The sequence below is a fragment of the Stenotrophomonas sp. 05N423 genome, assembly GCF_056397145.1.
This window is the reverse complement of the sequence record NZ_JBFTMV010000010.1, coordinates 125,344-150,802: the sequence shown is the minus strand read 5'-3', so window position 1 is coordinate 150,802 and position 25,459 is coordinate 125,344. Positions and strand designations below refer to the sequence as shown.

At 69.8% G+C, this 25,459-nt stretch carries 26 protein-coding genes; 12 read left to right on the top strand and 14 right to left on the bottom strand.

The window, feature by feature from the left end:
* Complete coding sequence (locus tag AC1DGW_RS15025) at positions 1-1,203, bottom strand: L-serine ammonia-lyase (protein ID WP_478024497.1); 1,203 nt, start codon at positions 1,201-1,203, stop codon at positions 1-3.
* 99 nt (positions 1,204-1,302) lie between these two features.
* Here AC1DGW_RS15025 and AC1DGW_RS15020 point away from each other — a divergent pair, with 99 nt between their 5' ends.
* Both AC1DGW_RS15020 and AC1DGW_RS15015 read left to right on the top strand, forming a co-directional pair.
* Positions 1,303-1,527, top strand: a complete 225-nt coding sequence (locus AC1DGW_RS15020) for a glutaredoxin family protein (RefSeq protein ID WP_478024494.1) — start codon at positions 1,303-1,305, stop codon at positions 1,525-1,527.
* Positions 1,524-1,991: a hypothetical protein gene (locus AC1DGW_RS15015; protein ID WP_478024491.1), complete on the top strand. Its 468-nt coding sequence runs from the start codon at positions 1,524-1,526 to the stop codon at positions 1,989-1,991. Before AC1DGW_RS15020 ends, AC1DGW_RS15015 begins: the two co-directional genes overlap by 4 nt.
* A 23-nt stretch (positions 1,992-2,014) precedes the next feature.
* Here the strand turns inward: AC1DGW_RS15015 and AC1DGW_RS15010 are convergent, their stop codons facing one another.
* Genes AC1DGW_RS15010 through AC1DGW_RS15000 form a run of 3 tightly spaced genes read right to left on the bottom strand, consistent with a single transcriptional unit; the run spans position 2,015 to position 3,872 of the window.
* Positions 2,015-2,581: a YceI family protein gene (locus AC1DGW_RS15010; RefSeq protein WP_478024489.1), complete on the bottom strand. Its 567-nt coding sequence runs from the start codon at positions 2,579-2,581 to the stop codon at positions 2,015-2,017.
* Positions 2,578-3,156, bottom strand: a complete 579-nt coding sequence (locus tag AC1DGW_RS15005) for a cytochrome b (protein WP_478024487.1) — start codon at positions 3,154-3,156, stop codon at positions 2,578-2,580. The genes AC1DGW_RS15010 and AC1DGW_RS15005 overlap by 4 nt, the downstream gene beginning before the upstream one ends.
* Positions 3,153-3,872 (bottom strand): YceI family protein, encoded by a 720-nt coding sequence (locus tag AC1DGW_RS15000; protein WP_478024485.1) that lies wholly within the window; start codon positions 3,870-3,872, stop codon positions 3,153-3,155. The genes AC1DGW_RS15005 and AC1DGW_RS15000 overlap by 4 nt, the downstream gene beginning before the upstream one ends.
* A gap of 445 nt (positions 3,873-4,317) precedes the next feature.
* Here AC1DGW_RS15000 and AC1DGW_RS14995 point away from each other — a divergent pair, with 445 nt between their 5' ends.
* Complete coding sequence (locus tag AC1DGW_RS14995; RefSeq protein ID WP_478024483.1) at positions 4,318-7,896, top strand: hybrid sensor histidine kinase/response regulator; 3,579 nt, start codon at positions 4,318-4,320, stop codon at positions 7,894-7,896.
* On the opposite strand, the gene mdtD is transcribed toward AC1DGW_RS14995, so the two are convergent.
* The 6 genes from mdtD to AC1DGW_RS14965 all read right to left on the bottom strand — a co-directional run bounded on the left by mdtD (position 7,897) and on the right by AC1DGW_RS14965 (position 13,065).
* Complete coding sequence (gene mdtD, locus AC1DGW_RS14990; protein WP_478024480.1) at positions 7,897-9,318, bottom strand: multidrug transporter subunit MdtD; 1,422 nt, start codon at positions 9,316-9,318, stop codon at positions 7,897-7,899. It abuts the gene before it with no gap.
* Positions 9,319-9,436: 118 nt separating this feature from the next.
* Positions 9,437-10,510, bottom strand: a complete 1,074-nt coding sequence (gene hemE, locus AC1DGW_RS14985; RefSeq protein ID WP_478024478.1) for a uroporphyrinogen decarboxylase — start codon at positions 10,508-10,510, stop codon at positions 9,437-9,439.
* Positions 10,511-10,569: 59 nt separating this feature from the next.
* A complete protein-coding gene (locus AC1DGW_RS14980; protein ID WP_433852128.1) occupies positions 10,570-10,821 on the bottom strand; it encodes a WGR domain-containing protein in 252 nt (83 codons plus the stop codon).
* A gap of 253 nt (positions 10,822-11,074) precedes the next feature.
* Positions 11,075-11,404, bottom strand: a complete 330-nt coding sequence (locus AC1DGW_RS14975) for a hypothetical protein (RefSeq protein ID WP_478024476.1) — start codon at positions 11,402-11,404, stop codon at positions 11,075-11,077.
* A gap of 9 nt (positions 11,405-11,413) precedes the next feature.
* Positions 11,414-12,550: a 3-dehydroquinate synthase gene (gene aroB / locus AC1DGW_RS14970; protein ID WP_478024474.1), complete on the bottom strand. Its 1,137-nt coding sequence runs from the start codon at positions 12,548-12,550 to the stop codon at positions 11,414-11,416.
* Positions 12,523-13,065 carry a shikimate kinase gene (locus AC1DGW_RS14965; protein ID WP_478024473.1) on the bottom strand — a complete coding sequence of 181 codons (543 nt, stop codon included), beginning with the start codon at positions 13,063-13,065 and terminating at the stop codon, positions 12,523-12,525. Before AC1DGW_RS14965 ends, aroB begins: the two co-directional genes overlap by 28 nt.
* 100 nt (positions 13,066-13,165) lie before the next feature.
* Here AC1DGW_RS14965 and AC1DGW_RS14960 point away from each other — a divergent pair, with 100 nt between their 5' ends.
* Positions 13,166-13,369 (top strand): dodecin family protein, encoded by a 204-nt coding sequence (locus tag AC1DGW_RS14960; RefSeq protein WP_478024472.1) that lies wholly within the window; start codon positions 13,166-13,168, stop codon positions 13,367-13,369.
* 86 nt (positions 13,370-13,455) lie between these two features.
* Here AC1DGW_RS14960 and AC1DGW_RS14955 read toward each other — a convergent pair whose 3' ends face one another.
* Positions 13,456-14,271: a kinase gene (locus tag AC1DGW_RS14955; RefSeq protein ID WP_478024471.1), complete on the bottom strand. Its 816-nt coding sequence runs from the start codon at positions 14,269-14,271 to the stop codon at positions 13,456-13,458.
* Between the two features lie 42 nt (positions 14,272-14,313).
* Here AC1DGW_RS14955 and pdxH point away from each other — a divergent pair, with 42 nt between their 5' ends.
* From pdxH to AC1DGW_RS14940, 3 genes are read left to right on the top strand one after another with little or no spacing between them, the layout of a single operon-like run.
* Positions 14,314-14,913, top strand: a complete 600-nt coding sequence (pdxH, locus tag AC1DGW_RS14950) for a pyridoxamine 5'-phosphate oxidase (RefSeq protein WP_478024468.1) — start codon at positions 14,314-14,316, stop codon at positions 14,911-14,913.
* The gene (locus tag AC1DGW_RS14945) at positions 14,910-15,275 is read left to right on the top strand and encodes a YqfO family protein (protein WP_478024466.1); all 366 of its coding nucleotides are present in this window, start codon (positions 14,910-14,912) and stop codon (positions 15,273-15,275) included. Before pdxH ends, AC1DGW_RS14945 begins: the two co-directional genes overlap by 4 nt.
* The gene (locus AC1DGW_RS14940) at positions 15,272-16,063 is read left to right on the top strand and encodes a cobalamin-binding protein (RefSeq protein ID WP_478024463.1); all 792 of its coding nucleotides are present in this window, start codon (positions 15,272-15,274) and stop codon (positions 16,061-16,063) included. Before AC1DGW_RS14945 ends, AC1DGW_RS14940 begins: the two co-directional genes overlap by 4 nt.
* Positions 16,064-16,087: 24 nt before the next feature.
* Here AC1DGW_RS14940 and AC1DGW_RS14935 read toward each other — a convergent pair whose 3' ends face one another.
* The 3 genes from AC1DGW_RS14935 to AC1DGW_RS14925 form a co-directional block, all read right to left on the bottom strand.
* Entirely contained in the window at positions 16,088-16,294 is a 207-nt protein-coding gene (locus tag AC1DGW_RS14935) for a hypothetical protein (RefSeq protein WP_478024461.1), read from the bottom strand.
* A gap of 16 nt (positions 16,295-16,310) precedes the next feature.
* Positions 16,311-17,159 carry a subclass B3 metallo-beta-lactamase gene (gene bla, locus AC1DGW_RS14930; RefSeq protein ID WP_478024458.1) on the bottom strand — a complete coding sequence of 283 codons (849 nt, stop codon included), beginning with the start codon at positions 17,157-17,159 and terminating at the stop codon, positions 16,311-16,313.
* Positions 17,160-17,399: 240 nt separating this feature from the next.
* Complete coding sequence (locus tag AC1DGW_RS14925) at positions 17,400-18,623, bottom strand: citrate/2-methylcitrate synthase (RefSeq protein ID WP_478024456.1); 1,224 nt, start codon at positions 18,621-18,623, stop codon at positions 17,400-17,402.
* A 113-nt stretch (positions 18,624-18,736) separates the two neighbouring features.
* Between AC1DGW_RS14925 and prpB the strand changes: the two genes are divergently transcribed.
* From prpB to prpF, 5 genes are all read left to right on the top strand, one after another.
* The gene (gene prpB, locus AC1DGW_RS14920) at positions 18,737-19,624 is read left to right on the top strand and encodes a methylisocitrate lyase (RefSeq protein WP_478024454.1); all 888 of its coding nucleotides are present in this window, start codon (positions 18,737-18,739) and stop codon (positions 19,622-19,624) included.
* A 31-nt stretch (positions 19,625-19,655) separates the two neighbouring features.
* Complete coding sequence (locus AC1DGW_RS14915; protein WP_478024452.1) at positions 19,656-20,255, top strand: DUF1003 domain-containing protein; 600 nt, start codon at positions 19,656-19,658, stop codon at positions 20,253-20,255.
* A gap of 24 nt (positions 20,256-20,279) precedes the next feature.
* Entirely contained in the window at positions 20,280-21,440 is a 1,161-nt protein-coding gene (gene prpC, locus AC1DGW_RS14910; RefSeq protein ID WP_478024450.1) for a bifunctional 2-methylcitrate synthase/citrate synthase, read from the top strand.
* A 147-nt stretch (positions 21,441-21,587) separates the two neighbouring features.
* Entirely contained in the window at positions 21,588-24,206 is a 2,619-nt protein-coding gene (gene acnD, locus AC1DGW_RS14905; protein WP_478024448.1) for a Fe/S-dependent 2-methylisocitrate dehydratase AcnD, read from the top strand.
* Between the two features lie 51 nt (positions 24,207-24,257).
* A complete protein-coding gene (prpF, locus tag AC1DGW_RS14900; RefSeq protein ID WP_478024446.1) occupies positions 24,258-25,445 on the top strand; it encodes a 2-methylaconitate cis-trans isomerase PrpF in 1,188 nt (395 codons plus the stop codon).
* The last annotated feature ends 14 nt before the right edge of the window (positions 25,446-25,459 follow it).

The window sequence follows — 25,459 nt, the reverse complement described above, 5'->3', positions numbered from 1 at the left end:
TCAGCATTCGATGACATTGACGGCCAGCCCACCGCGGCTGGTTTCCTTGTACTTGTCCTGCATGTCGCGGCCGGTGTCGCGCATGGTCTTGATGACCTTGTCCAGGCTGACCTTGTGCTTGCCGTCGCCGCGCATGGCCATGCGCGCGGCGTTGATGGCCTTGACCGCGCCCATGGCGTTGCGCTCGATGCAGGGGATCTGCACCAGCCCGCCGATCGGGTCGCAGGTCAGGCCCAGGTTGTGCTCCATGCCGATCTCGGCGGCGTTCTCGATCTGCCCGGGCTTGCCGCCCAGCGCGGCCATCAGGCCGCCGGCGGCCATCGAGCAGGCCACGCCGACCTCGCCCTGGCAGCCGACCTCGGCGCCGGAGATGGAAGCGTTCTCCTTGTAGAGGATGCCGATGGCCGCGGCGGTAAGCAGGAAGTCGAACACGCCCTGCTCGTTGCTGCCCGGGCAGAAACGGTCGTAGTAATGCAGCACCGCCGGGATGATGCCGGCCGCGCCGTTGGTAGGCGCGGTGACCACGCGGCCGCCGGCGGCGTTTTCCTCATTGACCGCCAGCGCGTACAGGTTGACCCAGTCCAGCGTGGTCAGCGGGTCGCGCATGGCCGCTTCCGGGCGCGCGGACAGTTCCCGGTACAGCGCCGGGGCGCGGCGGCCCACGTGCAGGCCGCCGGGCAGGGTGCCCTCGGAGCGGATGCCGCGTGCCACGCAGGCCTGCATGGCGTCCCAGATCTCGCGCAGGCCGTCCTTGATCTCGTCCTCGCTGCGCCAGCACTTCTCGTTCTCGAACATCAGCGCGGCGATGCTCAGGCCGCTGCGCGCGGCCTGGGCCAGCAGCTCGTCGCCGCTTTTGAACGGATACGGCAGCGGGGTCTGGTCGGGCACGATGCGGTCGTCGGCGGCATCGTCGGCATTGACCACGAAGCCGCCGCCGATGGAGTAGTAATCGCGGGTGGCGATGACCTCGTCGCTGGCGTCGAAGGCGGTGAAGCGCATGCCATTGGTGTGGTAGGGCAGTTTCTGGCGCTTGTTCAGGGCCAGGTCGCGCTTCTCGGCACGGATGCGCACCACGTCCTGGAGCCTGCCCGGATCGAGCAGCCAGCGGTGGACGAAGCGCTCGGCCGCGCGCATCGGGCCGACGGTGTGCGAGGAACTCGGGCCGATGCCGATCTTGAACAGGTCGAACGTGCTGACGGACATTGCGTTGTGCGTACTGCTTGGAGAGGACCGTTATTCTACGGGTTCGCCGCTGCCGGCCCTGCCCGCAGCGCAGCATCGGACCGGCATGGGATGTAGGGAATGGGCTTGATTCTGTACCAGCGCGACGATTGCCATCTGTGCGACCAGGCGCTGGCGGTGCTCGCGCAGGCGCGCGCGCCCGAGTTCGACAGCGTGTTCATCGACGGGGACGACACGCTGGAAGCACGTTACGGCACGCGCGTGCCGGTGCTGCGCGACAGCGTGGACGGCGCCGAACTGGATTGGCCCTTCGATGCGGACGGCCTGCGGCGGTGGCTGCGATGAGTTTCCGCACCTGGCCGCCGCTGCTCGCCGCACTGGGTATGGCGGCGGCCAACGCCGGCGCGGCGGACGTGGACCTGGCCAAGGCGCTGCCGGCGCGTTCGCCGGACTTCGCGTGGCAGGGGCGGACGGTGGCGCAGGTGGTGCCGGTGGAGGGCATCGAGCGCCTGGTGCTGCTGAAGGCGGTCACCAGCGCCCCGGCCGCGCTGGATATGCGCAACCTGCGGCGCATGCTGCGCGACGCGGCGGGCATGCCTTTGCAGGCGCCGGTGGACGGAGAGCGCCAGCCCTTGCAGGCTGGCGGCCCGGACACGGTGTGGGAGGCCGTGCTGCTGATGCGCGATGGCGGCGTGTTCGGCCTGGCTGTGCGTCCCGGCGGGACGCAGGACCCGCGGCACCGCGGTTGCCTGACCGATGCCAGCGGCCTGCGCGGCTGTTTCGACATCCCGGCCATCGCCCCCGGTTGATCGTCGCGCCGGGGGCGGCGGCCTTACTTTGCGCGCAGCACGACCTTGGTGCTGATCGCGGTGTCGTCGGGAATGGTCTTGGTGTCGGCCCAGTCGCCGCCGCCGACGCCGAAGTCCAGGCGCTTCACCGTGGCCTTGCCGGTCAGCACCGGCTGCGCGCCGGGCGTCCAGGTGAAGGTGAAGGTGACTGGTTTGCTGATGCCGCGCAGTTCCAGCGTGCCGTCGGCGGCGAACTGGTTCGTGCCCACGGCGCGGAAGCCGCTGGCGGTGTAGCGCGCCTGCGCGAACTGGGCGACGTTGAAGAAATCCTTGCCCTGCAGGGTGGAATCGCGGTCGCTGTTGCCGCTCCTGGCGCCGGCCAGCGGGATGGTGACGTCGAGCTTGCCGGTGGCCGGATTGGCCGGGTCGAAGCTCAGCTGCGTCTGGAAGCCGGGGAAGGTGCCGGTGAAGATCTCGCCGTCGTACTTGGTGGCGAAGACCAGGATCGAACCGGGGGCCTGCTCGTAGTCCGCGGCCATGGCCGGAGCCGTCGCCAGCATGCCGGCCAGGGCAGCGGCCACGGCAGTCGGGGTGGTGAGCTTGATGTTCATGCGGATTCCTTCTGGGGAGCGCCCAGCCAGCCTTGCGGCAGCATGCGGGCGAGGGTGGCGTCGCGCTGGTGGAGATGGTGGTAGAGGGCGGCGCCGGCATGCGCCAGCACCACCAGGATCAGCAGCCAGAAGCCCCATTCGTGGAGGGCATGGGAGAACTGCGCGGACGATTCGTCCGGAGCGACGAGCTTGGGCATCTCGAACAGTCCGAACAGCTTGAACGGGCGCAGGCCGCTGGCCGAGTCGTACAGCCAGCCCGACAGCGGGATGGCGAACATCAGCACGTACAGCAGCCAGTGCGTGGCCTCGGCGATGCGTTCCTGCCAGGTCGGCGTGCCCGGTACCGGCCTGGGCGCGCCGGCATACAGCCGCCACGCCAGCCGCGCCGCCACCAGCGCCAGCACGGTGATGCCGATCGATTTGTGCGCGGTGTAGACCCAGAAGTACTTCGGTGTCTTGGGCAGTTCGCCCATGAGCAGGCCGACGATGCCCAGGGCGAGGATCAGCAGGGCGATGAGCCAGTGCAGGCTCTTGCTGACGCTGCCCCAGCGGTCAGGGGTGTTCTTCAGGCTCATGGATGGGATTCCTGTTGCGGGGAAAGTCGGGTTGCGGCATCGGCCGCGGCCTGCGCGTCGTCGTCTTCGGCAGGCGCCTGGCCGGTCGCATCGGGCGCCCTGGCGTTGTCGTCGCGTACCGCCTCGGCCTCGATGCGCAGCTCCACGCGGTCGCCGATCACCGATTGCCATGCATCGATGCCGAAGTCCGAGCGCTGCAGCGTCGCGGTGGCGGAGAAGCCGGCGGTGCGGCGGAATGGCGGCAGCGGATGCCGCTTGAGCGCATTGAGGCGGACGTCGAGCACGACCTCGCGGGTGACGCCGCGCAGGGTCAGCAGGCCATGCACGCGCGCGTTGTGCGCATCCACCGGCTCGATGCGGGTGGAGACGAAACGCGCCTGCGGGTGGCGCTGGCCGTCGAGCAGGTTGCGCGCCAGCGTGGCCTGGTTCCACTTGTCGTCGCCCAGGTCGAGCCGGGCGATGGGGATGACCACGTCCAGACGGGCGCTACGCCAGTCGTCGGGATCGAACTCCAGCACGCCTTCGTTGCCGGACACCGTGCCCAGCGCCTGCGAGAAGCCGGCGTGCTCCACCGCGAACAGCACCCGCGTATGCACCGGGTCCAGCCGGTAGCGGTCGGCGGCGGACGCCGACAGCGGCAGCAGCAGGCAGGCAAGCAGCATGGCGAGGGAACGTGGCAAGGTCCGGCTCCGGAAAGGTTGGGGGATTCTAGGCATATGCCCGGCAGGGATTGTTGCCATGTCGTGCAATGGATTGTTCCCGCCATCCCTGGCGGGACCCCTTCGGGCCATCGACGAGCGATGTCAAAAACCGCTCCCCGCGGTTTTTTGTTCCCGCCATCCCCGGCGGGAACCCTTCGGGCCGTCGACGAGCGATGCCGGATGCTGTTCCCGTAGCCTTTCAGGTGCGATGGCCGTTCCGTGGAGCGCACCGCCGCCTTCCGCGCCGGCGATGGAGCGATTGCGGCGCTGCCGCACAGGTCGGCCGAATCCCGGTGCGGATGGTATTTTCCGCAGCGGACAGGGACAGCGACGGGCGACGGATGCAAAACAGGGGCAACTGCGAAACGGGCGGACGGACATCGGCTGGCGGGCGTCGACCGGCCCTGGGCCGTGTTTTCCTCCTGTCCGCCAACGCAGTCCTGCGGCTGTGGGGCACGCCATGAGTGGTTGGCAGCGGTGGTTGCTGTGCCTGTTGCTGTGCGGCGTGGCGGCGCAGGCCATGGCCGAGGTGCCGATCACGCCGCAACCGCGCCGCCTGGGCGTGGCCGATGGTCTGCCGTCAGCCAACATCAACGCATTCGCCGAGGACCGGCTCGGCTATCTGTGGCTGGCCAGCCACGACGGGCTGGCGCGTTTCGACGGGCGCAATTTCCGCATCTGGCGGGCCGAGGACGGGCTGCGCGACAACCTGATCTGGAGCCTGCACGTGGACGCGGCCAACCGGCTGTGGTTCGGCACGCAGAACGCAGGCCTGGGCATGTTGTCGGCCGATCGCCGCAGCTTCCGCTTCTTCGACCGCGATACGTATCCGCAGATCGCCAGCAATACCGTGTGGAGCATCGCCTCCACGCCCGATGGCAGCGTCTGGTTCGGCACGCCGACCGCCGGTCTGTACCGCCTGGCCGTGGACGGCACGATCCAGCGTTTCATGCCGGTCGCCGGCCAGCGCGACAGCCTGCCGTCGGCCTCGATCGCCTACCTGGCGGTCACGCCGGACGGCGTGCTGTGGGTGGGCAGCAAGGGCGGGCTGGCGCGCTGGACCGGTAGCGGCTTCGAGCGCGAGGGCGAGGCGATACTGCCGTCGCCGCGCATCAACGGCCTGAAGGTCGATGGCGGCCAGCGGCTGTGGATCGCGACCAACGGCGGGGTGGTGGTGCGCCACCGCGACGGCCGTTTCGAGCGGATGGAGTGGCCCGGTTCCGCGCCCGGCGACGTGCTCAACGTGCTGCAGTACGCGGCCGACGGCAATTACTGGCTGGACACGCTGCAGGGCCTGGGGCGCAGCCGCGACGGCGCCGCGGTGAGCAACGTGCCGCTGTACAGCGCGCAGGAGCGCGGGCTGGTCAAGCCGAACTGGAGCACCGCCTACGAGGACCGCGACGGTGGCCTGTGGTTCGCCAGCACCAATGCCGGCCTGTGGCACCTGTCGCCGAACTGGCGGCAGTTCTCGGTGCTGGCGCGGCACCTGGACGATCCGGCCTCGCTGCGCAATCCCTACGCGCTGGCGATGGCGGCGTCCGCCTCCGGCGGTATATGGGTGGTCGGTACCCGCGGCGCGCTCGACCGGTTCGACCCGGCCAGCGGTGCGGTGGAGCAGCACCTGCAGCCCATCGACGGCATCAACTGGCCCCAGTCGGTGGCCGAGGATGCGCTGGGGCGGGTCTGGATCGGCAGCCTGGACACGCTGGTGCGCTACGACCCGCGCGACGGCGCGGTGCGCCACTGGCGCCATGACGATGCGGCGGATGCGGCGGATGCGGCGATGGTCGGCGACGGCGACATCGTGCGCATCTGCAATGACCGCATATGGATCTACTCCGAAGACGGCGGCATCCAGCAGCGCGATATGGAGGGGCGTGTCACCCTGCAGCTGGCGCCGGGCCAGCGCGGCCTGCCGGAGAGTGCGCTGCAGGACATGCAATGCGGCCCCGGGAACCGGTTGTGGCTGTCCGGCGCCGCCGGCCTGTCCGCCTGGCAGCCGCAGGCCGGCGCTTTCGCGCCGGTGCAGGGCGGTCCGCAGGCGCCGGCCTACGCCTTCGATGTCGGCGCCGGCGGCAGGGTATGGGTCGCTCTGCTCGGGCGTCTGGAGCGTTACCGCTGGGAAGGCGGGCAACTGCTGTGGGAGGACGGCATCGGCGTGGACCAGGGATTTCCCATGCTGGCCGCCGGTGGACTGGTCATCGACAGCCACGGCGTCGCCTGGGCCAGCAGTGCGCGCGGCCTGATCCGGGTCGATCCCGAGCGGCGTTCGGTGCGCCTGTATGGCGTGCACGACGGTCTGCCGGGCCAGGAGTTCCGGCGCCGCGGCCTGGTCCAGGCGCGCAGCGGCCAGATCGCCGGCGGCACGCCGGAAGGCGTGGTGCTGTTCGATCCGGCCCAGGTCGGGCCGCCGGCGCGGCGGCCGCCGCTGGTGATCGAGCGGATCAGCGTGCACCGCGGCGACCAGGAATACGATCTTTCGACGCAGCCGTCCCTGCGCATCAAGGACGGCGACCGCGACCTGCACGTGGTCGCGCGCCTGCTGGCTTTCGCCGATTCCACCAACAACCTGTACCGCTTCCGCTTGACCGGCTACGACCCGGACTGGGTGAACGCCGGCGCGAGCGGCGAACGCGTGTTCCCACGCCTGGCCCCGGGCAGCTACACCCTGCAGATCCAGGGCGCGGTGCCCGGTGGCGGCTGGATCGGCGCGCCCGACCTGCGGATCGAGGTCGCGCCGCCATGGTGGCGCAGCGCCTGGGCGCTGGTCGGCTATGCACTGGCGGCGGCGCTGGCGCTGGGCATCGCGGTGCTGGCCTACCGTGCGCGCCTGCAACGGCGCAGCGAATGGCGGTTGGCCGAGCAGCGGCGCGAACTGGCCGAGCAGGCGTCCTCGGCCAAGACCCGCTTCCTGGCCACGCTCGGGCACGAAGTGCGCACACCGATGACCGGCGTGCTCGGCATGACCGAACTGCTGCTGGACACGCAGCTGGATGCCACCCAGCGCCGCTATGCCGGTTCGATCCAGCAGGCGGGCACTCACCTGCTGCAACTGGTGAACGATTCCCTCGACCTGGCGCGCATCGAGGCTGGCCGCCTGGAGCTGGACAGCCAGCCGTTCGAGCTGGCGCCACTGCTGGACGAGGTCGCTTCGCTGATCGCGCCGGCGGTGCGCAAGCGCGGTCTGCTGTTCGTGCACGAGCGGCGCCCGCCGATGCCGGTCCGCGTGACCGGGGACGCGATGCGCCTGCGCCAGATCCTGATGAACCTGCTCGGCAATGCCGCCAAGTTCACTGGACATGGACAGGTCGGGTTGGGCGTGGAACTGCTGCCCGGGGGCGCGGGCATCCGCCTGGAGGTCAGCGATACCGGCCCGGGCATCACCGCCGAGCAGCAGGCGCGGCTGTTCCGCCGCTTCGAACAGGCCGAGGGGCCGCAGACCGCCTCGCGCTACGGTGGCAGTGGGCTGGGGCTGGCGATCTGCCAGGAACTCGCCGCGGCCATGGGCGGACGCATCCGCATCGACAGCCGGCTGGGCGCAGGCGCGCGCTTCATCGTCGAACTGCCGCTGCCGTGGACGCCGCTGGAAGACGGCCGCGAGGCGACGGCGCGACCGCCGGGCGAAGGTCCGGAGGGCAGCCTGTGCATCCTGCTGGTCGAGGACGATCCCACCGTGGCCGACGTCATCGCCGGCCTGCTGCGCGCGCGCGGCCACCAGGTCGTGCACGCGCTGCACGGCCTGGCCGCGCTCGGCGAAGTGGCGGCGCGGTCTTTCGACATCGGCCTGCTCGACCTGGACCTGCCAGCGCTCGACGGACTGGCGCTGGCCACCCAACTGCGCGGGCAGGGCCATCGTTTCCCGTTGGTGGCGGTGACCGCGCGATCCGATGGCGCCGCCGAGCAGCAGGCGCGTGCGGCCGGGTTCGACGGTTTCCTGCGCAAGCCGGTGACCGGCGAGATGCTGGTGGCGGCCATCGCCGCGGCGTGGCGTCCCGCCGCGGCGGCCGATGGCGCACCGCGGGAGCAGCATCCGCGCTGACTACTCGACCACTTCCTCGACCGCGCGCGGATGCGGGCGGTTTTCCGGCAACTGCCAGAACACCAGGGTCGAGCTGAGCGTGATCGCGCCGACGCAGACGAAGGTGGCGTGCAGGGCCGCACTGGCGCCATGGCCGGTGAGATGGGTGCCGAACGCGGAAAGCAGGCTGCCGGCGGTGGCCGCGCCGAAGCCGGTGGCCAGCATCATCACCATCGACAGCAGGCTGTTGCCGCTGCTGGCCTGGCCGACATCCAGGTCGCGCAGGGTCACGGTGTTCATCACCGTGAACTGCATCGAGTTGAACGCGCCGAACAGCGCCAGCTGCAGCAGCCGCACCCACAGCGGCTGCTGCGCGGTGACGAACATGAAGCTGGCCATCGCCAGGCCGACGCAGACGGTATTGATCATGAGGATGCGGCGGTAGCCGAAGCGTTCCACCAGGGTCACCGCCGCGCGCTTGGCGGCCATGCCGGCCAGCGCCACCGGGATCATCATCATGCCCGCCGCCATCGGGCTCATGCCCATGCCCACCTGCAGCAGCAACGGGATCAGCAGCGGCATGGCGCCGCTGCCGATGCGCGAGAACAGGTTGCCGAGGATGCCGATGCGGAAGCTGGCGATCTGGAACAGCGTGAGCGGGAACAGCGCATCGCGGCGCCCGGCCGCGTGCAGCCAGTAACCGGCCAGCGCGGCGATGCCGATCACCGCCAGCAGCAGCACCAGCGCATGTGCCGAACCGAAGCCGGAGGCGCCGTCCAGCGCCAGCGACAGCGCGACCATGCCGAAGGCCAGCATCAGGTAGCCGGCCAGGTCGAAGTGATGCCGTTCCTGGCCGTAGTGGTCGGGCATGATGCGCAGCGCGGCGCACAGCCCGATCAGCCCGATCGGCAGGTTGATCAGGAAGATCCAGTGCCAGGACGCGGCCTGCACCAGCCAGCCGCCGAGCGTCGGGCCGAGCAGCGGGCCGACCAGCGCCGGGATCGCGATGAAGCTCATCGCCGACAGGAACTGCTCGCGCGGAACCGAGCGCATCACCGCCAGCCGTCCCACCGGCAGCAGCATCGCCCCGCCGACGCCCTGCAGCACGCGTGCGGCCACCAGCCAGTGCAGGGAGGGCGACAGTGCGCAGGCCAGCGAGCCGAGGGTGAACAGCACGATCGCGGCCAGGAAAGTGCGGCGGGTGCCGAAGCGGTCGGCGATCCAGCCCGAGGCCGGAATGAAGCTGGCTACCGCCAGCGCATAGCTGAACACCACCGACTGCATCTGCAGCGGGCTCTCGCCCAGGCTGCGCGCCATCGCCGGCAATGCGGTGTTGACGATGGTCGAGTCCAGCATCTGCATGAAGATCGCCAGCGACACCAGCCACAGCAGCGGCCGGTGCGGATCGCCGGCGGGCAGGGGGCTGGAAGGGGGCGTGGGCATCAGGCGCGCTCGTGACCGGGTGGGGGCGCCATTGTCCGCGGTCGCGCGTGCAGGCGCTGCGCACGCCCCGGCGCAGATGCGCGGGGGCGTCGCAGTTCATCCGGGAATCCGCGCGCGCTCAGCGGCGGCTGAGGCGGTGTACGGCGTCCACCAGCACGGCCACGTGCTCGGGGTTCATGTCCGGCGACATGCCATGGCCGAGGTTGAACACGTGGCCCTCGCGCGAGCCGCCATTGCCGGCCGCGTAGCTGTCCAGCACCTTGCCGGCCTCGCGGGCGATGGCCTCGGGCGACCCGTACAGCGTGGTCGGGTCGAGGTTGCCCTGCAGCGCCACCTTGCCGGCGGTCGCGCGCGCGGCGTCCTCCAGCGAGATGGTCCAGTCCACGCCCACGCCTTCGGCGCCGGTGGCGGCCAGCTCGGCCACGTACTGGCCAGTGCCCTTGCCGAACAGGATCAGCGGCGTGCGCTGCGCGCCTTGCCCGCGTTCCAGTTCGCGTGCGATGCGTGCCAGATAGGGCAGCGAGAACTCGCGGTACATCGCCGGCGACAGCACGCCGCCCCAGGTGTCGAACACCTGCAGCGCCTGCGCACCGGCCGCGCGCTGCGCCGCCAGGTAGGCGACGACCGCATCGGTTACCACCGTCAGCAGCTGGTGCAGGGCCCTGGGTTCGTTCAGCGCCATCGCCTTGATGCGCGCGTAATCCTTGCTGCCGCCGCCTTCGACCATGTAGCAGGCCAGCGTCCACGGGCTGCCGGAGAAGCCGATCAGCGGCACCTTGCCGTCCAGTTCGCGGCGGATCAGCCGCACCGCGTCCATCACGTAGCCCAGTTCGGTCTCCATGTCCGGCACCGCCAGCCGGGCGATGGCCGCCGCATCGCGCACCGGATGGTGGAACTTCGGGCCTTCGCCATCGGCGAAGTACAGGCCCAGGCCCATCGCGTCGGGCACGGTGAGGATGTCGGAGAACAGGATGGCCGCGTCCAGGTCGAAGCGTTCCAGCGGCTGCAGCGTCACCTCGCAGGCGACCTCCGGGTGCTTGGCCATGCCCAGGAAGCTGCCGGCGCGGGCGCGGGTGGCGCGGTACTCCGGCAGGTAGCGGCCGGCCTGGCGCATCAGCCAGACGGGTGTGCAGTCCACCGGCTCGCGGCGCAGGGCGCGCAGAAAGCGATCGTTGCGGAGGGGGCTGGTCACGGGAAACTCCTTGGAACGTGGCCGTTGGGCCGGGGCGGCGCGCAAGGCGCCGGGGCCGGTCAGGGGTGCGGCTCGCCGCTGGCGAAGACGACCTGGAAACCGCGCTTGATCTGCGCATCGCGCGCCTTCTCGAAGGCGTGGCGGGCTTCGTCCTGCTGCAGGTACAGCTCGCGGCGCAGCTGCGCGCGCCCGCCGGTCTGGCCGGTCTCGCGCAGCAGCTCCCAGCCGCCGAGCAGGTCCGGCAACAGGGAAAGCTGTACATAGCGGGGGGATTCGTTGCCGCTGGGCGGCTGCTGCAGGTAGACGCGCATGGCGGCGATTGTAGCCGCTGGGCGGTATTCCGGCAGGAGCGCACTGACAGTGCGCTCCTGCCGGATAGCGTCTGGAGAAAAGCGCCTTGACTCAGGGGCGCGCCACTGCGCCAAGCACGAACGGCGAAGCCAGCCCGAAGGGCGAGCCGCGAGCGGCGATTCAAGGCGCGGGTATGGCAAGCGGAAGACGGGGTCCGCAGTCTGCGGCGCAGACCGTGGGGCGCCAGCGCGCAGCGATGGCGTGTCCCCCTCCCTATTTGACGAAGCGGGTGTCCAGCAGCTGCCCGCTGCGCAGGTCCACTTCGAGCAGGTAGCCGGCGTCGATGTAGAACGACAGCGGCTTTTCCAGGGCGATCGAATAGCCGGTCAGCGACGGGCCGTCCTGGCCGGGGAAGTGCGGCAGGTCGATGTCCCGCCACAGCACGCCCCGCTCAAGATCGTGGGCGATGATCGTGGGCAGGCCGCTCTGCGGCATCAGGGTCACCACCACCACGCCGTCGATCAATGCCGCATCCATGATGCGGCGGCCGAAATCCCATTCATTGCCGTTAATGATGAGGGTGGTGCGGATCGGGAGTTTCATGCGGCCCGTTCAGTCCTTGCCGCGCAGCACTGCCAGCACCGCCGATTCGTCCACGTCCGGCACCACTTCGGCCTTGCCGATGCCGCGCCACAGCACCAGGCGCAGGCGGCCGGCGATGTTCTTCTTGTCCAGGCGCATGTGCGCGAGCAGGGCTTCGGGGTCCAGCCCGGCCGGGATCGTCACCGGCAGGCCATAGGCCCGCAGCAGATCGCGCAGGGTATCGGTATCGGCGGCATCGGCCATGCCCAGCGCGGCCGACAGCCGTGCCGCCAGCACCATGCCCACCGCCACCGCCTCGCCGTGGTTGAGGTTGTCGTTGTTTGGGGCGCCGTAGCCCTGCGCGGTCTCGATGGCGTGGCCGAAGGTGTGGCCGAGGTTGAGCAGGGCGCGTTCGCCCTTTTCCAGCGGGTCGCGCGCGACGATTTCGGCCTTGTGCTCGCAGCTGCGGGCGATGGCCTGCGCCAACGCGGCGTCGTCGCCGGCCAGCAGCGCCTCGCGTTCGGCCTGCAGCCACTGGAAGAACAGCGGGTCGCGGATGCAGCCGTACTTGATCACCTCGGCCAGGCCGGCGCGCAGCTCGCGCGCTGGCAGGGTGCGCAGCGCGGCGGTGTCGGCGATCACCGCGCGCGGCGGATGGAACGCGCCGACCAGGTTCTTGCCCTGGGCGATGTCCACCGCTGTCTTGCCGCCCACGGAGGAATCCACCATCGACAGCAGGGTGGTGGGCAGCTGCACACAGTCCACGCCGCGCATCCAGCAGGCCGCGGCGAACCCGGCCAGATCGCCGACCACGCCGCCGCCGAGCGCAAGCACGCAGGCGTCGCGGGTGGCGCCGAGCGCGGCCAGCGCGTCGATCACGCCACCGAAGTGGTGCAGGGTCTTGGACGCCTCGCCGGCCGGAATCACGTGCTGGCCGATCTTCAGTTCCGGGTGTTTGACCAGCAGGGCAGCGCGTACGCCGGCCAGATACAGCGGCGCCACCGTGTCGTCGCTGACCAGCAGCGCGTGGCGGCCGCGGATGGCGCCGGCCAGCAGGCCGCCGTCGCCTAGCAGGCCAGGGGCGATATGGATCAGGTACGGCGAACCGCCGCCGACGGCGACGGTGCGGGGTGTGGTGCTCATGCGGGGAAGTCCGGGTTCTGCCATTGCGCGGCCAGGCGCACGACCAGCTGCGCGGTGGCCTCGGCGGGGGAATAGGGATCGGTATCGACGATCAGGTCGGCGACCTCGCGGTACAGCGGGTCGCGCAGCGCGGCCATGTCGTGCAGCACCTGTTCGCGGTCCTCGCGCTGCAGCAGCGGCCGGGTCTTGTCGCGCTGCAGGCGCTGCAGCTGCGCGGGCACGCCCACGCGCAGCCAGACCACGAAGCCGCGCTGCCGGATCTGGCTGCGGTTGTCGGCATCCAGTACCGCGCCGCCGCCGGTGGACACCAGCTGCCCGCCGCGTTCCAGCAGCCTGGCCAGCACGCGCTTCTCGTGTACGCGGAAGCCGGACTCGCCGACGTTCTCGAAGATGGTCGGGATGGCCGAGCCCACGTCCTCGACGATGGCCTGGTCGGCATCGACGAACTCCAGCCCGAAACGTTCGGCCAGGCGGCGGCCGATGCAGGTTTTGCCGGCGCCCATGGGGCCGACCAGGATGACGTTGGGGGCGGGGTTCATTGCGGGTCGATGCTAGCACCTCGTGTCGGTGCGTTAACACGGTAGCAGCCAAGCTCGGTCCGGCCACGAGTGGTTCGTGGTGCAACCAACGGAGGCGGACATGGCAGTGGCGAAAATCATCGAAGTCAGCGCGTCGTCCAGCGCCAGCGTCGAGGACGCGGTGCGCAGCGGGCTGAAGAAGGTGGCCGGGACGGTCAAGGGCATCCAGGGCGCCTGGATCAACGAGACCAAGGTGGTCACCGATGGCGACGGCAACATCACCGAGTGGCGGGTCAACCTGCGGGTGACGTTCCTGGTCGAGTAGGTGCAGGGCTTGCCCCGCACGGTTCCCGCTTTCGTACATCGCGTGTGCGGGGCACGCCCCGCACCTGCCGCGATGGCGGTCGGCATTTACCGTACCTGGCGCTGCGCGTCCAGCGCGATGGTGCGGTCGGCGATGTCCGGCAGGCAGCGCAGCGCCTGCCGGCTGACCCGTTCGTAGAACTGCACGAAACGCTCGACCTGCGCGCGGTTCATGCCGGTGCGCCCCGGCGCGGCCAACTGCAGCCCCTGTTCCTGCTGCCAGCGCCAGTGCGGTACTACCGAGAAACCCGGCGGCTGCAGGAACCACAGCCGGTCGCAGCGTCGCCACAATGCCGGATAGTCGTCGGCCAGGGCCTGGTTGCACCAGCGCCGCCAGATGCCTTCCGGATCGGCGTCGCGTTCCAGCGCGTTGAGGGGCTCGCGCAGTGCGTCTTCTTCTTCCGCGGGCGTGCTGAGGAACCAGCCTTCGAACACCAGCAGGTCGAGGCCGTCGATCCGTTCCCATTGCGCTTCGGGCACGCGCTCGTCGGCGAGTTTGTCGAAACGCGGCAGCGCGAACGCCTGCCCGGCGTGCGCCGCGTCCAGCGTTGCCAGCGCCAGCGGCAGATCGTGCGTGCCCGGCGGGCCACGCGTGGCGAGCAGCGGATGGATGCGGTCGGCCAGGCGCTGGCGCTGCGCGCGGGTCAGGTAGACATCGTCGATCGACAGCGCCGCCGCGCGCAGGCCGCGCGTGCGCGCCAGTTCCACCACCTGCGCGGCGAGGGTGGACTTGCCGCTGCCCTGCAGGCCACTGATCGCCAGTACCGGCACGGCCTGGCCGGTGGCGAGCGCTTCGTCCAGTGCCTGCGCGGCGAGCGCCTGCGGGAAGCTGCGTGCGGAGAAGCGGTGCGGAACGGACGACATGGCGCCACAATAGCCCAAACCCGTGCTGTCCGAAGTGGAGCCATGACCGATCTGTACGCAGAAGCGCTTTCGACCTTCGCCGAGTTGTTCGAGGAGGCCAAGGCCAGCAATGAAATCGAGCCCAGCGCGATGACCGTGGCCACGGCCGATGTCGATGGCCGGCCGTCGGCGCGCACCGTGCTGCTCAAGGCCTTCGACGAACGCGGCTTCGTGTTCTACACGCACCTGGACAGCCGCAAGGGCCGCGAACTGCACGCCAACCGCCAGGCGGCGCTGCTGCTGCTGTGGCGCAGCCTGCGCGGGGCCGGCATCCAGGTGCGGATCGACGGCGACGCGCAGCTGGTGTCCGCAGCCGAGGCCGACGCCTATTTCGCTTCGCGCCCGCGCATGAGCCAGATCGGCGCGTGGGCGTCGATGCAGTCGCAGACGCTGGGCTCGCGCGAGGAGTTCGAGGAGCGCCTGCGTAATTTCGAGACGCGCTTCGAAGACCGCGACGTGCCGCGCCCGGACGGCTGGAGCGGCATCCGCGTGGTCCCGCAGCGCATCGAGTTCTGGTACGGCGCGACCTTCCGTCTGCACGAACGCTGGTGCTACGAGGCCGATGCCGCCGGCGCCTGGAGCAAGCGGCTGCTGTATCCGTGAGCACGCTGCGCCTGCATCCGGTCTACCGCATCACCGTGTTCGTGCCGCCGGCGCGGCTGGAGGCGCTCAAGCGCGGCATCCTCGCGGTGGACGACCTGGCGGCCGGTGGCTACGTGCACGGCATGTGGGAGTCGGCGCCGGGGCGTGAGCAGTTCCGCGCGCTGCCCGGCACCGCCAGCGCCGTCGGCGAGGCTGGCGAACTGGTGAGCGAGCCCACGGTGCGGCTGGAGTTCTGCATCCCGTGCGAGGTGCCGGGCGCCCGCGAGCGGCTGCAGCGCCTGCTCGACGACGGCATTGCCGCGCATCACCCGTGGAACAGTCCGGCGGTGTTCGTCGATGCGGTGGAGTTCGCCGCGCCATGAGCGGACCGCGCCGCATCGTCTGCCTCACCGAGGAGCCGACCGAGACCCTGTATGCGCTGGGCGAACAGGACCGCATCGTCGGCATCAGCGGTTTCACCGTGCGTCCGCCGCAGGCGCGCCGCGACAAGCCCAAGGTCAGTGCCTTCACCAGCGCCAAGGTGGAGGAAATCCTCAGGCTCAAGCCCGACCTGGCGATTGGTTTTTCCGACATCCAGGCCGACATCGCCGCCGAGCTGATCCGCCGCGGCGTGGAGGTGTGGATCGCCAACCACCGCAGTGTCGCCGGCATCCTCGACTACATCCGCCGGCTCGGCGCGCTGGTCGGCGTGGCCGCACGCGCCGACGCCTATGCCGATGAGCTGCAGCGCGGGCTGGACGCCATCGCCGCGCAGGCGGCGCGCCTGCCGCGACGGCCGCGCGTATACGTGGAGGAGTGGGACGAGCCGATCATCACCGGCATCCAGTGGGGCGCCGAACTGGTGGAGATCGCCGGCGGCATCGACGTGTTCCCCGAACTGTCGCGCGAGCCGCTGGCCAAGGCGCGCATCCTCGCCGATGGCGGCCCGGTGATCGCGCGCGACCCTGACATCATCATCGGCTCGTGGTGCGGCAAGAAATTCCGCCCCGAGCGCGTGGCCGCGCGACCGGGCTGGGAGGCGATACGCGCGGTGCGCGACGGCGAACTGCATGAGATCAAGTCGCCGCTGATCCTGCAGCCGGGGCCGGCGGCCCTGACCGACGGTGTGCAGGCGATCGCGGCCATCATCCAGCGCTGGGCGGGCAGGTAACGCACCACCCGCGGCAGGCCGGTTTCATCGGCTGGCTTCGATGATGCCGATGGTCCTGGGCCGGGTTTCCACCTGTTCTGGCTCCGGTGCGGGAGGCGCGTCGGACACGGCGCCGGGCCGGATCGACACCTGTACGTAGCCCGGCGCAGGCTGCCATGTGGCGACCGTCGCTGCGGCGCCAGCGAGCGACAGCATGAAGGCGGCGCTGCTTTCGTGCAGGGGGCGCCTCATTGTCGGTGTTCTGTTGTCAGGGCTTCGAGCCGTCGCGTTCGGCGCCGAGCCTCTTCTCCAGATTGGCCCGGCCTGTTTCCGCATAGCGCCTGCAGGCGGCCGGGTCGACCAGGGATTGGCCGTCCGTGCCCTGCATGCGCGCGAACAGGCCGCTGGCCAGCGGGTGCGGGGTGATGTGGATGTCGCAGGGCAGGGCGGCGATGGTGTCCAGGCCGCTGCGGAAGGCGGCCACCATCGCCGGATGCTCGCTGTAGCGGTACTGCCTGTCCGAGAGGGCGCTCACGCTGTCGGTGTAGGCCATGTCCAGGCAGCGCGTGCCTTCGCAGGAACGCCAGGTCCAGCTGGTGCCGCCGGGGGTGTGGCCGGGCGTTGCGTGTGCGGTGAGCGCCAGGGTGCCGACCCGCACGGTGCCGCCATCGTCGATGGTCTGCACGACCGGCACGGCGGGAAAGCCTTCCTTGAACTCCAGCTGTTGCGGATCACTGCGGCCGCTGACGCCGGTATGCAGCGTGTCGACGGCTGGCGCACGCGCCAGCAGCGGCGCGCCGGTCGCGCCCTGCAGGTAAGCCAAGCCCGCTGCGTGGTCGTAGTGCTCGTGCGAATTGAGAAGGTATTTCACGTCGCGGGGGTCGAAGCCCAGGGCCCGGATGTTGGCCTCGATCAGCGGGCCCGCCGGCGCGGTGGCGCCATCGATGAGGACATGGCCTTCGTCGGAGGTGACCAGCAGCGCGGTCAGGCCGCAGGTGCCCACGTACCAGGTGTTGCCGAAGATCCGGCGCGGCGGCGCGCGGTCGTTCCAGCCTTCCATGGCGTTGTCGCTGGCAGGGCAGGCGGGGATGTCCCGGCCTGCGGTCGTATCGGGCATGGCCGCTGCCGAGGAGGCGGCCGCTGGCGCGGACATGCCGTGCTGCGCGGATTGGCAGGCAGCGAGCAGCGCGAGGCCGAGGGCGGTTGCTGCAAGGCGGCAGGGCGGGAGTGAACGTTGGCGCATCGCTGTCATCTGCCTGTCGGCTACGGATGCAGCAGCATAGGCAGGCCTGCGCTTGGCAACCAACGCGAATAAGCTGCGGCAGGCATGAATCGAACGCATGCCTCGCCGCTGGCGTCACCGTCCCGGCGCCAGCCCCGTGTAGCGCGCGCGCGGGCGGATCAGCGTGCCCAGTGCCTGCTGTTCCAGCGCGTGCGCCAGCCAGCCGGTCAGGCGCGCGGCGGCGAACATCACCAGTGCGTGTGCCCCCGGCAGACCGTGCACGTAGCAGATCGCCGCAAGCAGGCCGTCGATGTTCGGATGCTGGCCGCTGTGCTCGGCGGTGGCGGCCAGCACTGTTTCGACATGGCGCATGCGCGGTTGGTTACCGCACAGCCCACGCAGCTGGCGCAGCATTTCGGTGCCGCGCGGGTCGCCATCGGGGTAGAGCAGGTGGTTGAAGCCGGGAAGCTCGTCGCCGCGGCGCCAGCGTTCGGCGATGAAGGCGGCCGGCGCGCCGCTGGCCTCGGCATCGAGCAGCAGCGCATGCGCGCGCGCGGTGGCGCCGCCATGGCGCGGGCCGGACAGTGCGGCCAGCCCGGCGCTGACGGTGGCGTGCAGGTGCGCACCGGTGGAGGCGACCACGCGCGCGGCGAACGCGGACACGTTCAATTCGTGGTCGGCGCACAGCACCAGCGCCGAGCGCACCAGCTCGGCGAAGCCGGCATCGCCGGGTCGCCAGGCATCGGCCAGCAGGCGGTGCACCGGCCGCGCGTCGGGCTGGATGCCGACCAGCAGCGCGGCATTCTGGCGCAGCAGCATCGCTGCCACTTCGCGCCGCACCGGCGCGGCGGCGTTGAGCGATTGCCGCTGCTCCAGCGCCAGCAGCGGGATGCAGGCCATGGTGCGTTCCAGTGGCGGCAGCGTGGTGTCCAGCGCCAGCGCCGCCACGCGTTCCGGCCAGGCCGGCGGCGGCGCCGCGGCGAACGGGTCCTGTTCCTCGCATTCCCACAGCAGCCGCGCGATGTCCTCCAGCGTGGCGCCGCTGCGCGCCGCGGCCACCGCCGAGCGGCCGCGGTAGTACGGCGCGTCCGGGCGGATCAGCGAGATCCGCGTTTCCAGCACCGGCAGGCCGCGGTCCAGGCTCTGCGCCGCGCCGCGTTCGGCGCCGCGGCCGGCGCGCTTGCGCTGTGCCAGCCGCTCCACCTCGGCGCGCAGGTAGACACGGCTGCGCGGGTCCGGACCGGGGCGCGAACTGAGCTGGCCACGGCTGACATAGGCGTAGAGCGTGGCCGGGCTGATGCCGAGCAGGGCGCAGGCGTCGCTGGCGGGGATCAGTTCCGGTTCGGTGGGTTCGGCCATGGTGTTCAATATATTGATTTATTGAATCAAGATTGATCAATGATTCGGATGGTGCCAGATTGTGCGCCATCGCGGAACGGCGCTGTCGCCGCCGCCAGACCAGGAGCCCCGCCATGTCCCTTTCCTCCGCCGGCGCCGCCTTCCGCGCCGCCCTGGCCGCCGAGAAGCCCCTGCAGGTGATCGGTGCGATCAACGCCAACCACGCACTGCTCGCCAAACGCGCCGGCTACAAGGCCATCTACCTGTCCGGCGGCGGCGTCGCGGCCGGCTCGCTGGGCCTGCCGGACCTGGGCATCAACACCCTGGAAGACGTGCTGATCGACGTGCGCCGCATCACCGATGTGTGCGACCTGCCGTTGATGGTCGACATCGACACCGGCTTCGGCCCGAGCGCGTTCAACATCGCGCGCACGGTGAAGTCGCTGATCAAGGCCGGCGCGGCCGCCTGCCATATCGAGGACCAGGTCGGCGCCAAGCGCTGCGGCCACCGCCCGGGCAAGGAGATCGTCTCGCAGGGCGAAATGGTCGACCGGGTGAAGGCCGCCGCCGATGCGAAGACCGATCCGGAGTTCTTCCTGATCGCCCGCACCGACGCGATCCAGATGGAAGGCGTGGACGCGGCCATCGAGCGCGCCATCGCCTGCGTCGAGGCCGGCGCCGACGGCATCTTCGCCGAGGCCGCCTACGACCTGCCGACTTACAGGCGCTTCGCCGACGCGGTGAAGGTGCCGGTGCTGGCCAACATCACCGAGTTCGGCGCCACGCCGCTGTTCAGCCGCGACGAGCTGGCCTCGGCCGGTGTCGCCATCCAGCTGTTCCCGTTGTCGGCGTTCCGCGCCGCCAACAAGGCCGCCGAGAACGTGTACGAGGCGATCCGCCGCGATGGCCACCAGCGCAACGTGGTGGACGCCATGCAGACCCGCGAGGAGCTGTACGACCGCATCGGCTATCACGCCTTCGAAGCGCAGCTGGACAAGGTGTTCGCGCAGAAGGGCGCATGATGGCCGTCCCTGCGGCCACCTGATACCCGCCATGGCGACGACGTCTTCCCACAGCACCCGTGTCGACCGCCGCGACACCGCGCGGCGCCTGCTGCAACGCGAACTGGAACAGCTGACGCCGGAAGAACGGGTGGTGGTCGAACGCTTCATCTCCGGCGGGCGGGTCTCGCGCAACGTGCGGCGCGAGCTGCACGCGTCCCGCACCCTGGGAGAGCGGGTCGCCGACCACGTCGCCGCGGTCGGCGGCAGCTGGACCTTCATCATGTGCTTCGGCGTGGTGCTGGTGATCTGGATGGTGGCCAACAGTTTCCTGCTGGCCAAAGCGTTCGATCCCTACCCCTACATCCTGCTCAACCTGGTGCTGTCGTGCCTGGCCGCGGTGCAGGCACCGATCATCATGATGAGCCAGAACCGGCAGGCGGCGGTGGACCGCATGCATGCCGAGAACGACTACCAGGTCAACGTGAAATCGGAACTGGAAGTGCTGCAGATCCACGAGAAGCTGGACGTACTCCGGTCCCACGAATGGGCGCTGCTGGTCGAACAGCAGAACCGCCAGATAGAAATGCTGCAGCGACTGCTGGAATGCGCCACCGCGGCGCCCGGCGACGGCACGCAGAAACAACCGTAATCCTTCCCACGGAGGCAGAAGACCATGTCAGAACAGACCACCGCCGCGCCCGGCTTCAAGCCCAAGAAGTCCGTCGCCCTGTCCGGCACCGCCGCCGGCAACACCGCGCTGTGCACCGTCGGCCGCAGCGGCAACGACCTGCACTACCGCGGCTATGACATCCTGGACCTGGCCAACACCAGCGAGTTCGAGGAAATCGCGCACCTGCTGGTGCACGGCAAGCTGCCCAACAAAGCGGAACTGCGCGCCTACAAGGCCAAGCTGAAGTCGCTGCGCGGCATCCCGGCCGCGGTCAAGGCCGCGCTGGAGGAACTGCCGCCGTCGGCGCACCCGATGGACGTGATGCGCACCGGCGTCTCGGTGCTGGGCTGCGTATCGCCGGAGAAGGACGACCACAACCACCCGGGCGCGCGCGACATCGCCGACAAGCTGATGGCCTGCCTCGGCTCGATGCTGCTGTACTGGTACCACTGGAGCCACAACGGCCGCGTCATCGACGTGGAGACCGACGACGACTCCATCGGCGGCCACTTCCTGCACCTGCTGCACGGCGAGCAGCCGCGCGAATCATGGGTCAAGGCGATGCACACCTCGCTGATCCTGTACGCCGAGCATGAATTCAACGCCTCCACCTTCGCCTGCCGCGTCATCGCCGGCACCGGCAGCGACATGTACAGCGCCATCACCGGCGGCATCGGCGCGCTGCGCGGGCCCAAGCATGGCGGCGCCAACGAAGTCGCCTTCGAGGTGCAGAAGCGCTACGAGACGCCGGACGAGGCCGAGGCCGACATCAAGGCGCGCGTGGAGCGCAAGGAAGTTGTCATCGGCTTCGGCCACCCGGTCTATACCGTGTCCGATCCGCGCAACAAGGTGATCAAGGAGGTCTCGCGCGAGCTGTCGGCCGAGCAGCAGAACATGAAGATGTACGACATCGCCGAGCGCCTTGAATCGGTGATGTGGGACATCAAGAAGATGTTCCCGAACCTGGACTGGTTCAGCGCCGTCAGCTACCACATGATGGGCGTGCCGACCGCCATGTTCACCCCGCTGTTCGTGATCGCCCGCACCGCCGGCTGGAGCGCGCACATCATCGAGCAGCGCATCGACGGCAAGATCATCCGCCCGAGCGCCAACTACACCGGCCCGGAAGACCAGGCCTTCGTGCCGCTGGACAAGCGCGCCTGATGTACCAACGCCCACTCCCTGCCGGGAGTGGGCGCCTTCAATGGGAGTGGGCCAGTTCCACTCCGCGCCGCGAAGCCGGCGGTCACCGCGCAGCAGGGACGTGCCGATACCGTCCTTCCCGCAAGCCAGGATCTTTACAGGCCAGCCATGAACACCGATTACCGCAAGCATCTTCCCGGCAGCCCGCTGGACTATTTCGACGCACAGGCTGCAGTCGACGCGATCAAGCCCGGCGCCTACGCCACCCTGCCGTACACCTCGCGCGTGCTGGCCGAGAACCTGGTGCGCCGCTGCGATCCGGCCACGCTCACCGATTCGCTCCGGCAGCTGATCGAGCGCAGGCGCGACCTCGATTTCCCGTGGTTCCCGGCGCGCGTGGTGTGCCATGACATCCTCGGCCAGACCGCACTGGTCGACCTGGCCGGCCTGCGCGACGCCATCGCCGAAAAGGGTGGCGACCCGGCCAAGGTCAATCCGGTGGTGCCGGTGCAATTGATCGTCGACCACTCGCTGGCGGTGGAGTGCGGCGGTTATGACCCGCAGGCGTTCGCCAAGAACCGCGCCATCGAGGACCGCCGCAACGAGGACCGCTTCCACTTCATCGACTGGACCAAGCTGGCCTTCGAGAACGTGGACGTGATCCCGCCGGGCAACGGCATCATGCACCAGATCAACCTGGAGAAGATGTCGCCGGTGATCTACCAGCAGGACGGCGTCGCCTTCCCGGATACCTGCGTCGGCACCGACTCGCATACGCCGCACGTGGATGCGCTGGGCGTCATCGCCATCGGCGTCGGCGGGCTGGAAGCAGAGAACGTGATGCTCGGCCGCGCGTCGTGGATGCGCCTGCCGGACATCGTCGGCGTCAGGCTCACCGGCAGGCCGCAGCCCAACATCACCGCCACCGACGTGGTGCTGGCCCTGACCGAATTCCTGCGCAGGGAGCGCGTGGTCGGCGCGTATCTGGAATTCTTCGGCGAAGGCGCCGCCGCGCTGACCATCGGCGACCGCGCCACCATCTCCAACATGTGCCCGGAATACGGCGCGACCGCGGCGATGTTCTACATCGACCAGCAGACCCTGGACTACCTGCGCCTGACCGGTCGCGAGGAAGCCCAGGTGGCGCTGGTGGAGAACTACGCCCGGACCACCGGCCTGTGGGCCGACGCATTGCAGACCGCGCAGTACGAGCGCGTGCTGGAGTTCGACCTGTCCAGCGTGGTGCGCAACATGGCCGGGCCGAGCAACCCGCACCGGCGCCTGCCGGTGTCGGACCTGGCCGAACGCGGCATCGCCGACGAAGCCAAGCTGGAGAGCGGCAAGGGCGAGGAAGCGCAGGGCCTGATGCCCGATGGCGCGGTGATCATCGCCGCCATCACCAGCTGCACCAACACCTCCAACCCGCGCAACGTGATCGCCGCCGGCCTGCTGGCGCGCAACGCCAACGCGCGCGGGCTGGTGCGCAAGCCGTGGGTGAAGTCCTCGCTGGCGCCCGGTTCCAAGGCGGTGCAGCTGTACCTGGACGAAGCCGGCCTGCTGCCGGAGCTGGAGAAGTTGGGCTTCGGCATCGTCGCCTTCGCCTGCACCACCTGCAACGGCATGAGCGGCGCGCTGGACCCGATCATCCAGCAGGAAATCATCGACCGCGACCTGTACGCCACCGCCGTGCTGTCGGGCAACCGCAACTTCGACGGCCGCATCCACCCGTACGCCAAGCAGGCCTTCCTGGCCTCGCCGCCGCTGGTCATCGCCTATGCCATCGCCGGTACCGTGCGCTTCGACATCGAGAAGGACGTGCTGGGCATCGATGCCGACGGCAACGAAGTGCGGCTGAAGGACATCTGGCCGTCCGATGCCGAGATCGACGCGGTGGTGAAGGCTTCGGTCAAGCCGGAGCAGTTCCGCAGCGTCTACAACCCGATGTTCAACGTGCGAGTCGAACATGGCGGCAAGGTCAGTCCGCTGTATGACTGGCGCCCGCAGAGCACTTATATCCGCCGTCCGCCGTACTGGGAGGGCGCGCTGGCCGGCGAGCGCACGCTGCGCGGCATGCGCCCGCTGGCGGTGCTGCCGGACAACATCACCACCGACCACCTGTCGCCGTCCAACGCCATCCTGCGTTCCAGCGCCGCCGGCGAATACCTGGCGAAGATGGGCCTGCCGGAAGAGGACTTCAATTCCTACGCCACCCACCGCGGCGACCACCTCACCGCGCAGCGCGCCACCTTCGCCAACCCGAAGCTGTTCAACGAGATGGTGCGCAACGACGACGGCAGCGTGAAGCAGGGCTCGCTGGCGCGCGTGGAACCGGAAGGCAAGGTCATGCGCATGTGGGAGGCGATCGAGACCTACATGGAGCGCAAGCAGCCGCTGATCATCATCGCCGGTGCCGACTACGGCCAGGGCAGCTCGCGCGACTGGGCGGCCAAGGGCGTGCGCCTGGCGGGCGTGGAAGCCATCGCCGCCGAAGGCTTCGAGCGGATTCACCGTACCAACCTGATCGGCATGGGCGTGCTGCCGCTGGAGTTCAAGCCGGGCATCGACCGCAACACGCTGGGCATCGACGGTACCGAGACCTTCGACGTGGTCGGGCAGCGCACCCCACGCGCCGACCTGACCCTGGTGATCCACCGCCGCGACGGTGGCTCCGTCGAAGTGCCGGTGACCTGCCGCCTGGATTCGGACGAGGAAGTAGCCATCTACGAGGCCGGCGGCGTGCTGCAGCGGTTTGCGCAGGATTTCCTGGAAGGCGCCCGGGTGGCGTGATACCCCCGACGGCCCGGCAGCGGGCCGTCTTTCATTGCAAGGAACCATTCCATGGCATTTCCCCCGCAGATACGCATCCCCGCCACCTACATGCGCGGCGGCACCAGCAAGGGCGTGTTCTTCCGCCTCGACGACCTGCCCGAGGCGGCGCAGGTGCCGGGTCCGGCGCGTGATGCGCTGCTGATGCGCGTGATCGGCTCGCCCGACCCGTACGGCAAGCACACCGACGGCATGGGCGGGGCGACGTCGAGCACCAGCAAGTGCGTGATCATCGCCCCGGCCTCGGTGCCGGACCACGATGTCGATTACCTGTACGGACAGGTCTCCATCGACAGCGCCTTCGTCGACTGGTCGGGCAACTGCGGCAACCTCAGCACCGCGGTGGGGCCGTTCGCCATCGCCAACGGTTTCGTGCCGGCCGCGCGCATCCCGCGCGATGGCACGGTGGCGGTGCGGGTGTGGCAGGCCAACATCGGCAAGACCATCGTCGTGCATGTTCCGGTCAGTGACGGGCTGGTGCAGGAAACCGGCGATTTCGAACTGGACGGGGTGACCTTCCCGGCTGCCGAGATCGTGCTGGAGTTCATCGACCCCTCGGATGATGAAGGCGAGGGCGGCTCGATGTTCCCCACCGGCAATCTCGTGGACGATCTGGAGGTGCCCGGCGTCGGCACGCTCAGGGCGACGATGATCACCGCCGGCATCCCCACCGTGTTCGTCGATGCCGCCGCCATCGGCTACGACGGCACCGAGCTGCAGCCGGCGATCAACGACGACAAGGCCGCGCTGGCCAGGCTCGAAGCCATCCGCGTGGCCGGCGCGCTGCGCATGGGCCTGATCAAGGCGCCGGAAGAGGCGGCCACGCGCCAGCACACGCCCAAGGTCGCCTTCGTCGCCGCACCGAAGGAATACGTTTCCAGCAGCGGCAAGACGATCCATGCCACCGACATCGACCTCAACGTGCGCGCCATGTCGATGGGCAAGCTGCACCACGCGATGATGGGCACCGCCTCGGTCGCCATCGCCACCGCCGCGGCCGTGCCCGGCACGCTGGTGAACCTCGCAGCCGGCGGCGGGCAGCGCGATGCGGTGCGCTTCGGCCACCCCTCCGGCACGCTGCGGGTCGGCGCGGCGGTGGCTCTGGTCGACGGCCAGTGGACCGTCACCAAGGCGGTGATGTCGCGCTCGGCGCGGGTGCTGATGGAAGGCGCGGTGCGGGTGCCGGGCGACGTGTTCTGACCTGCCGCCGCGCT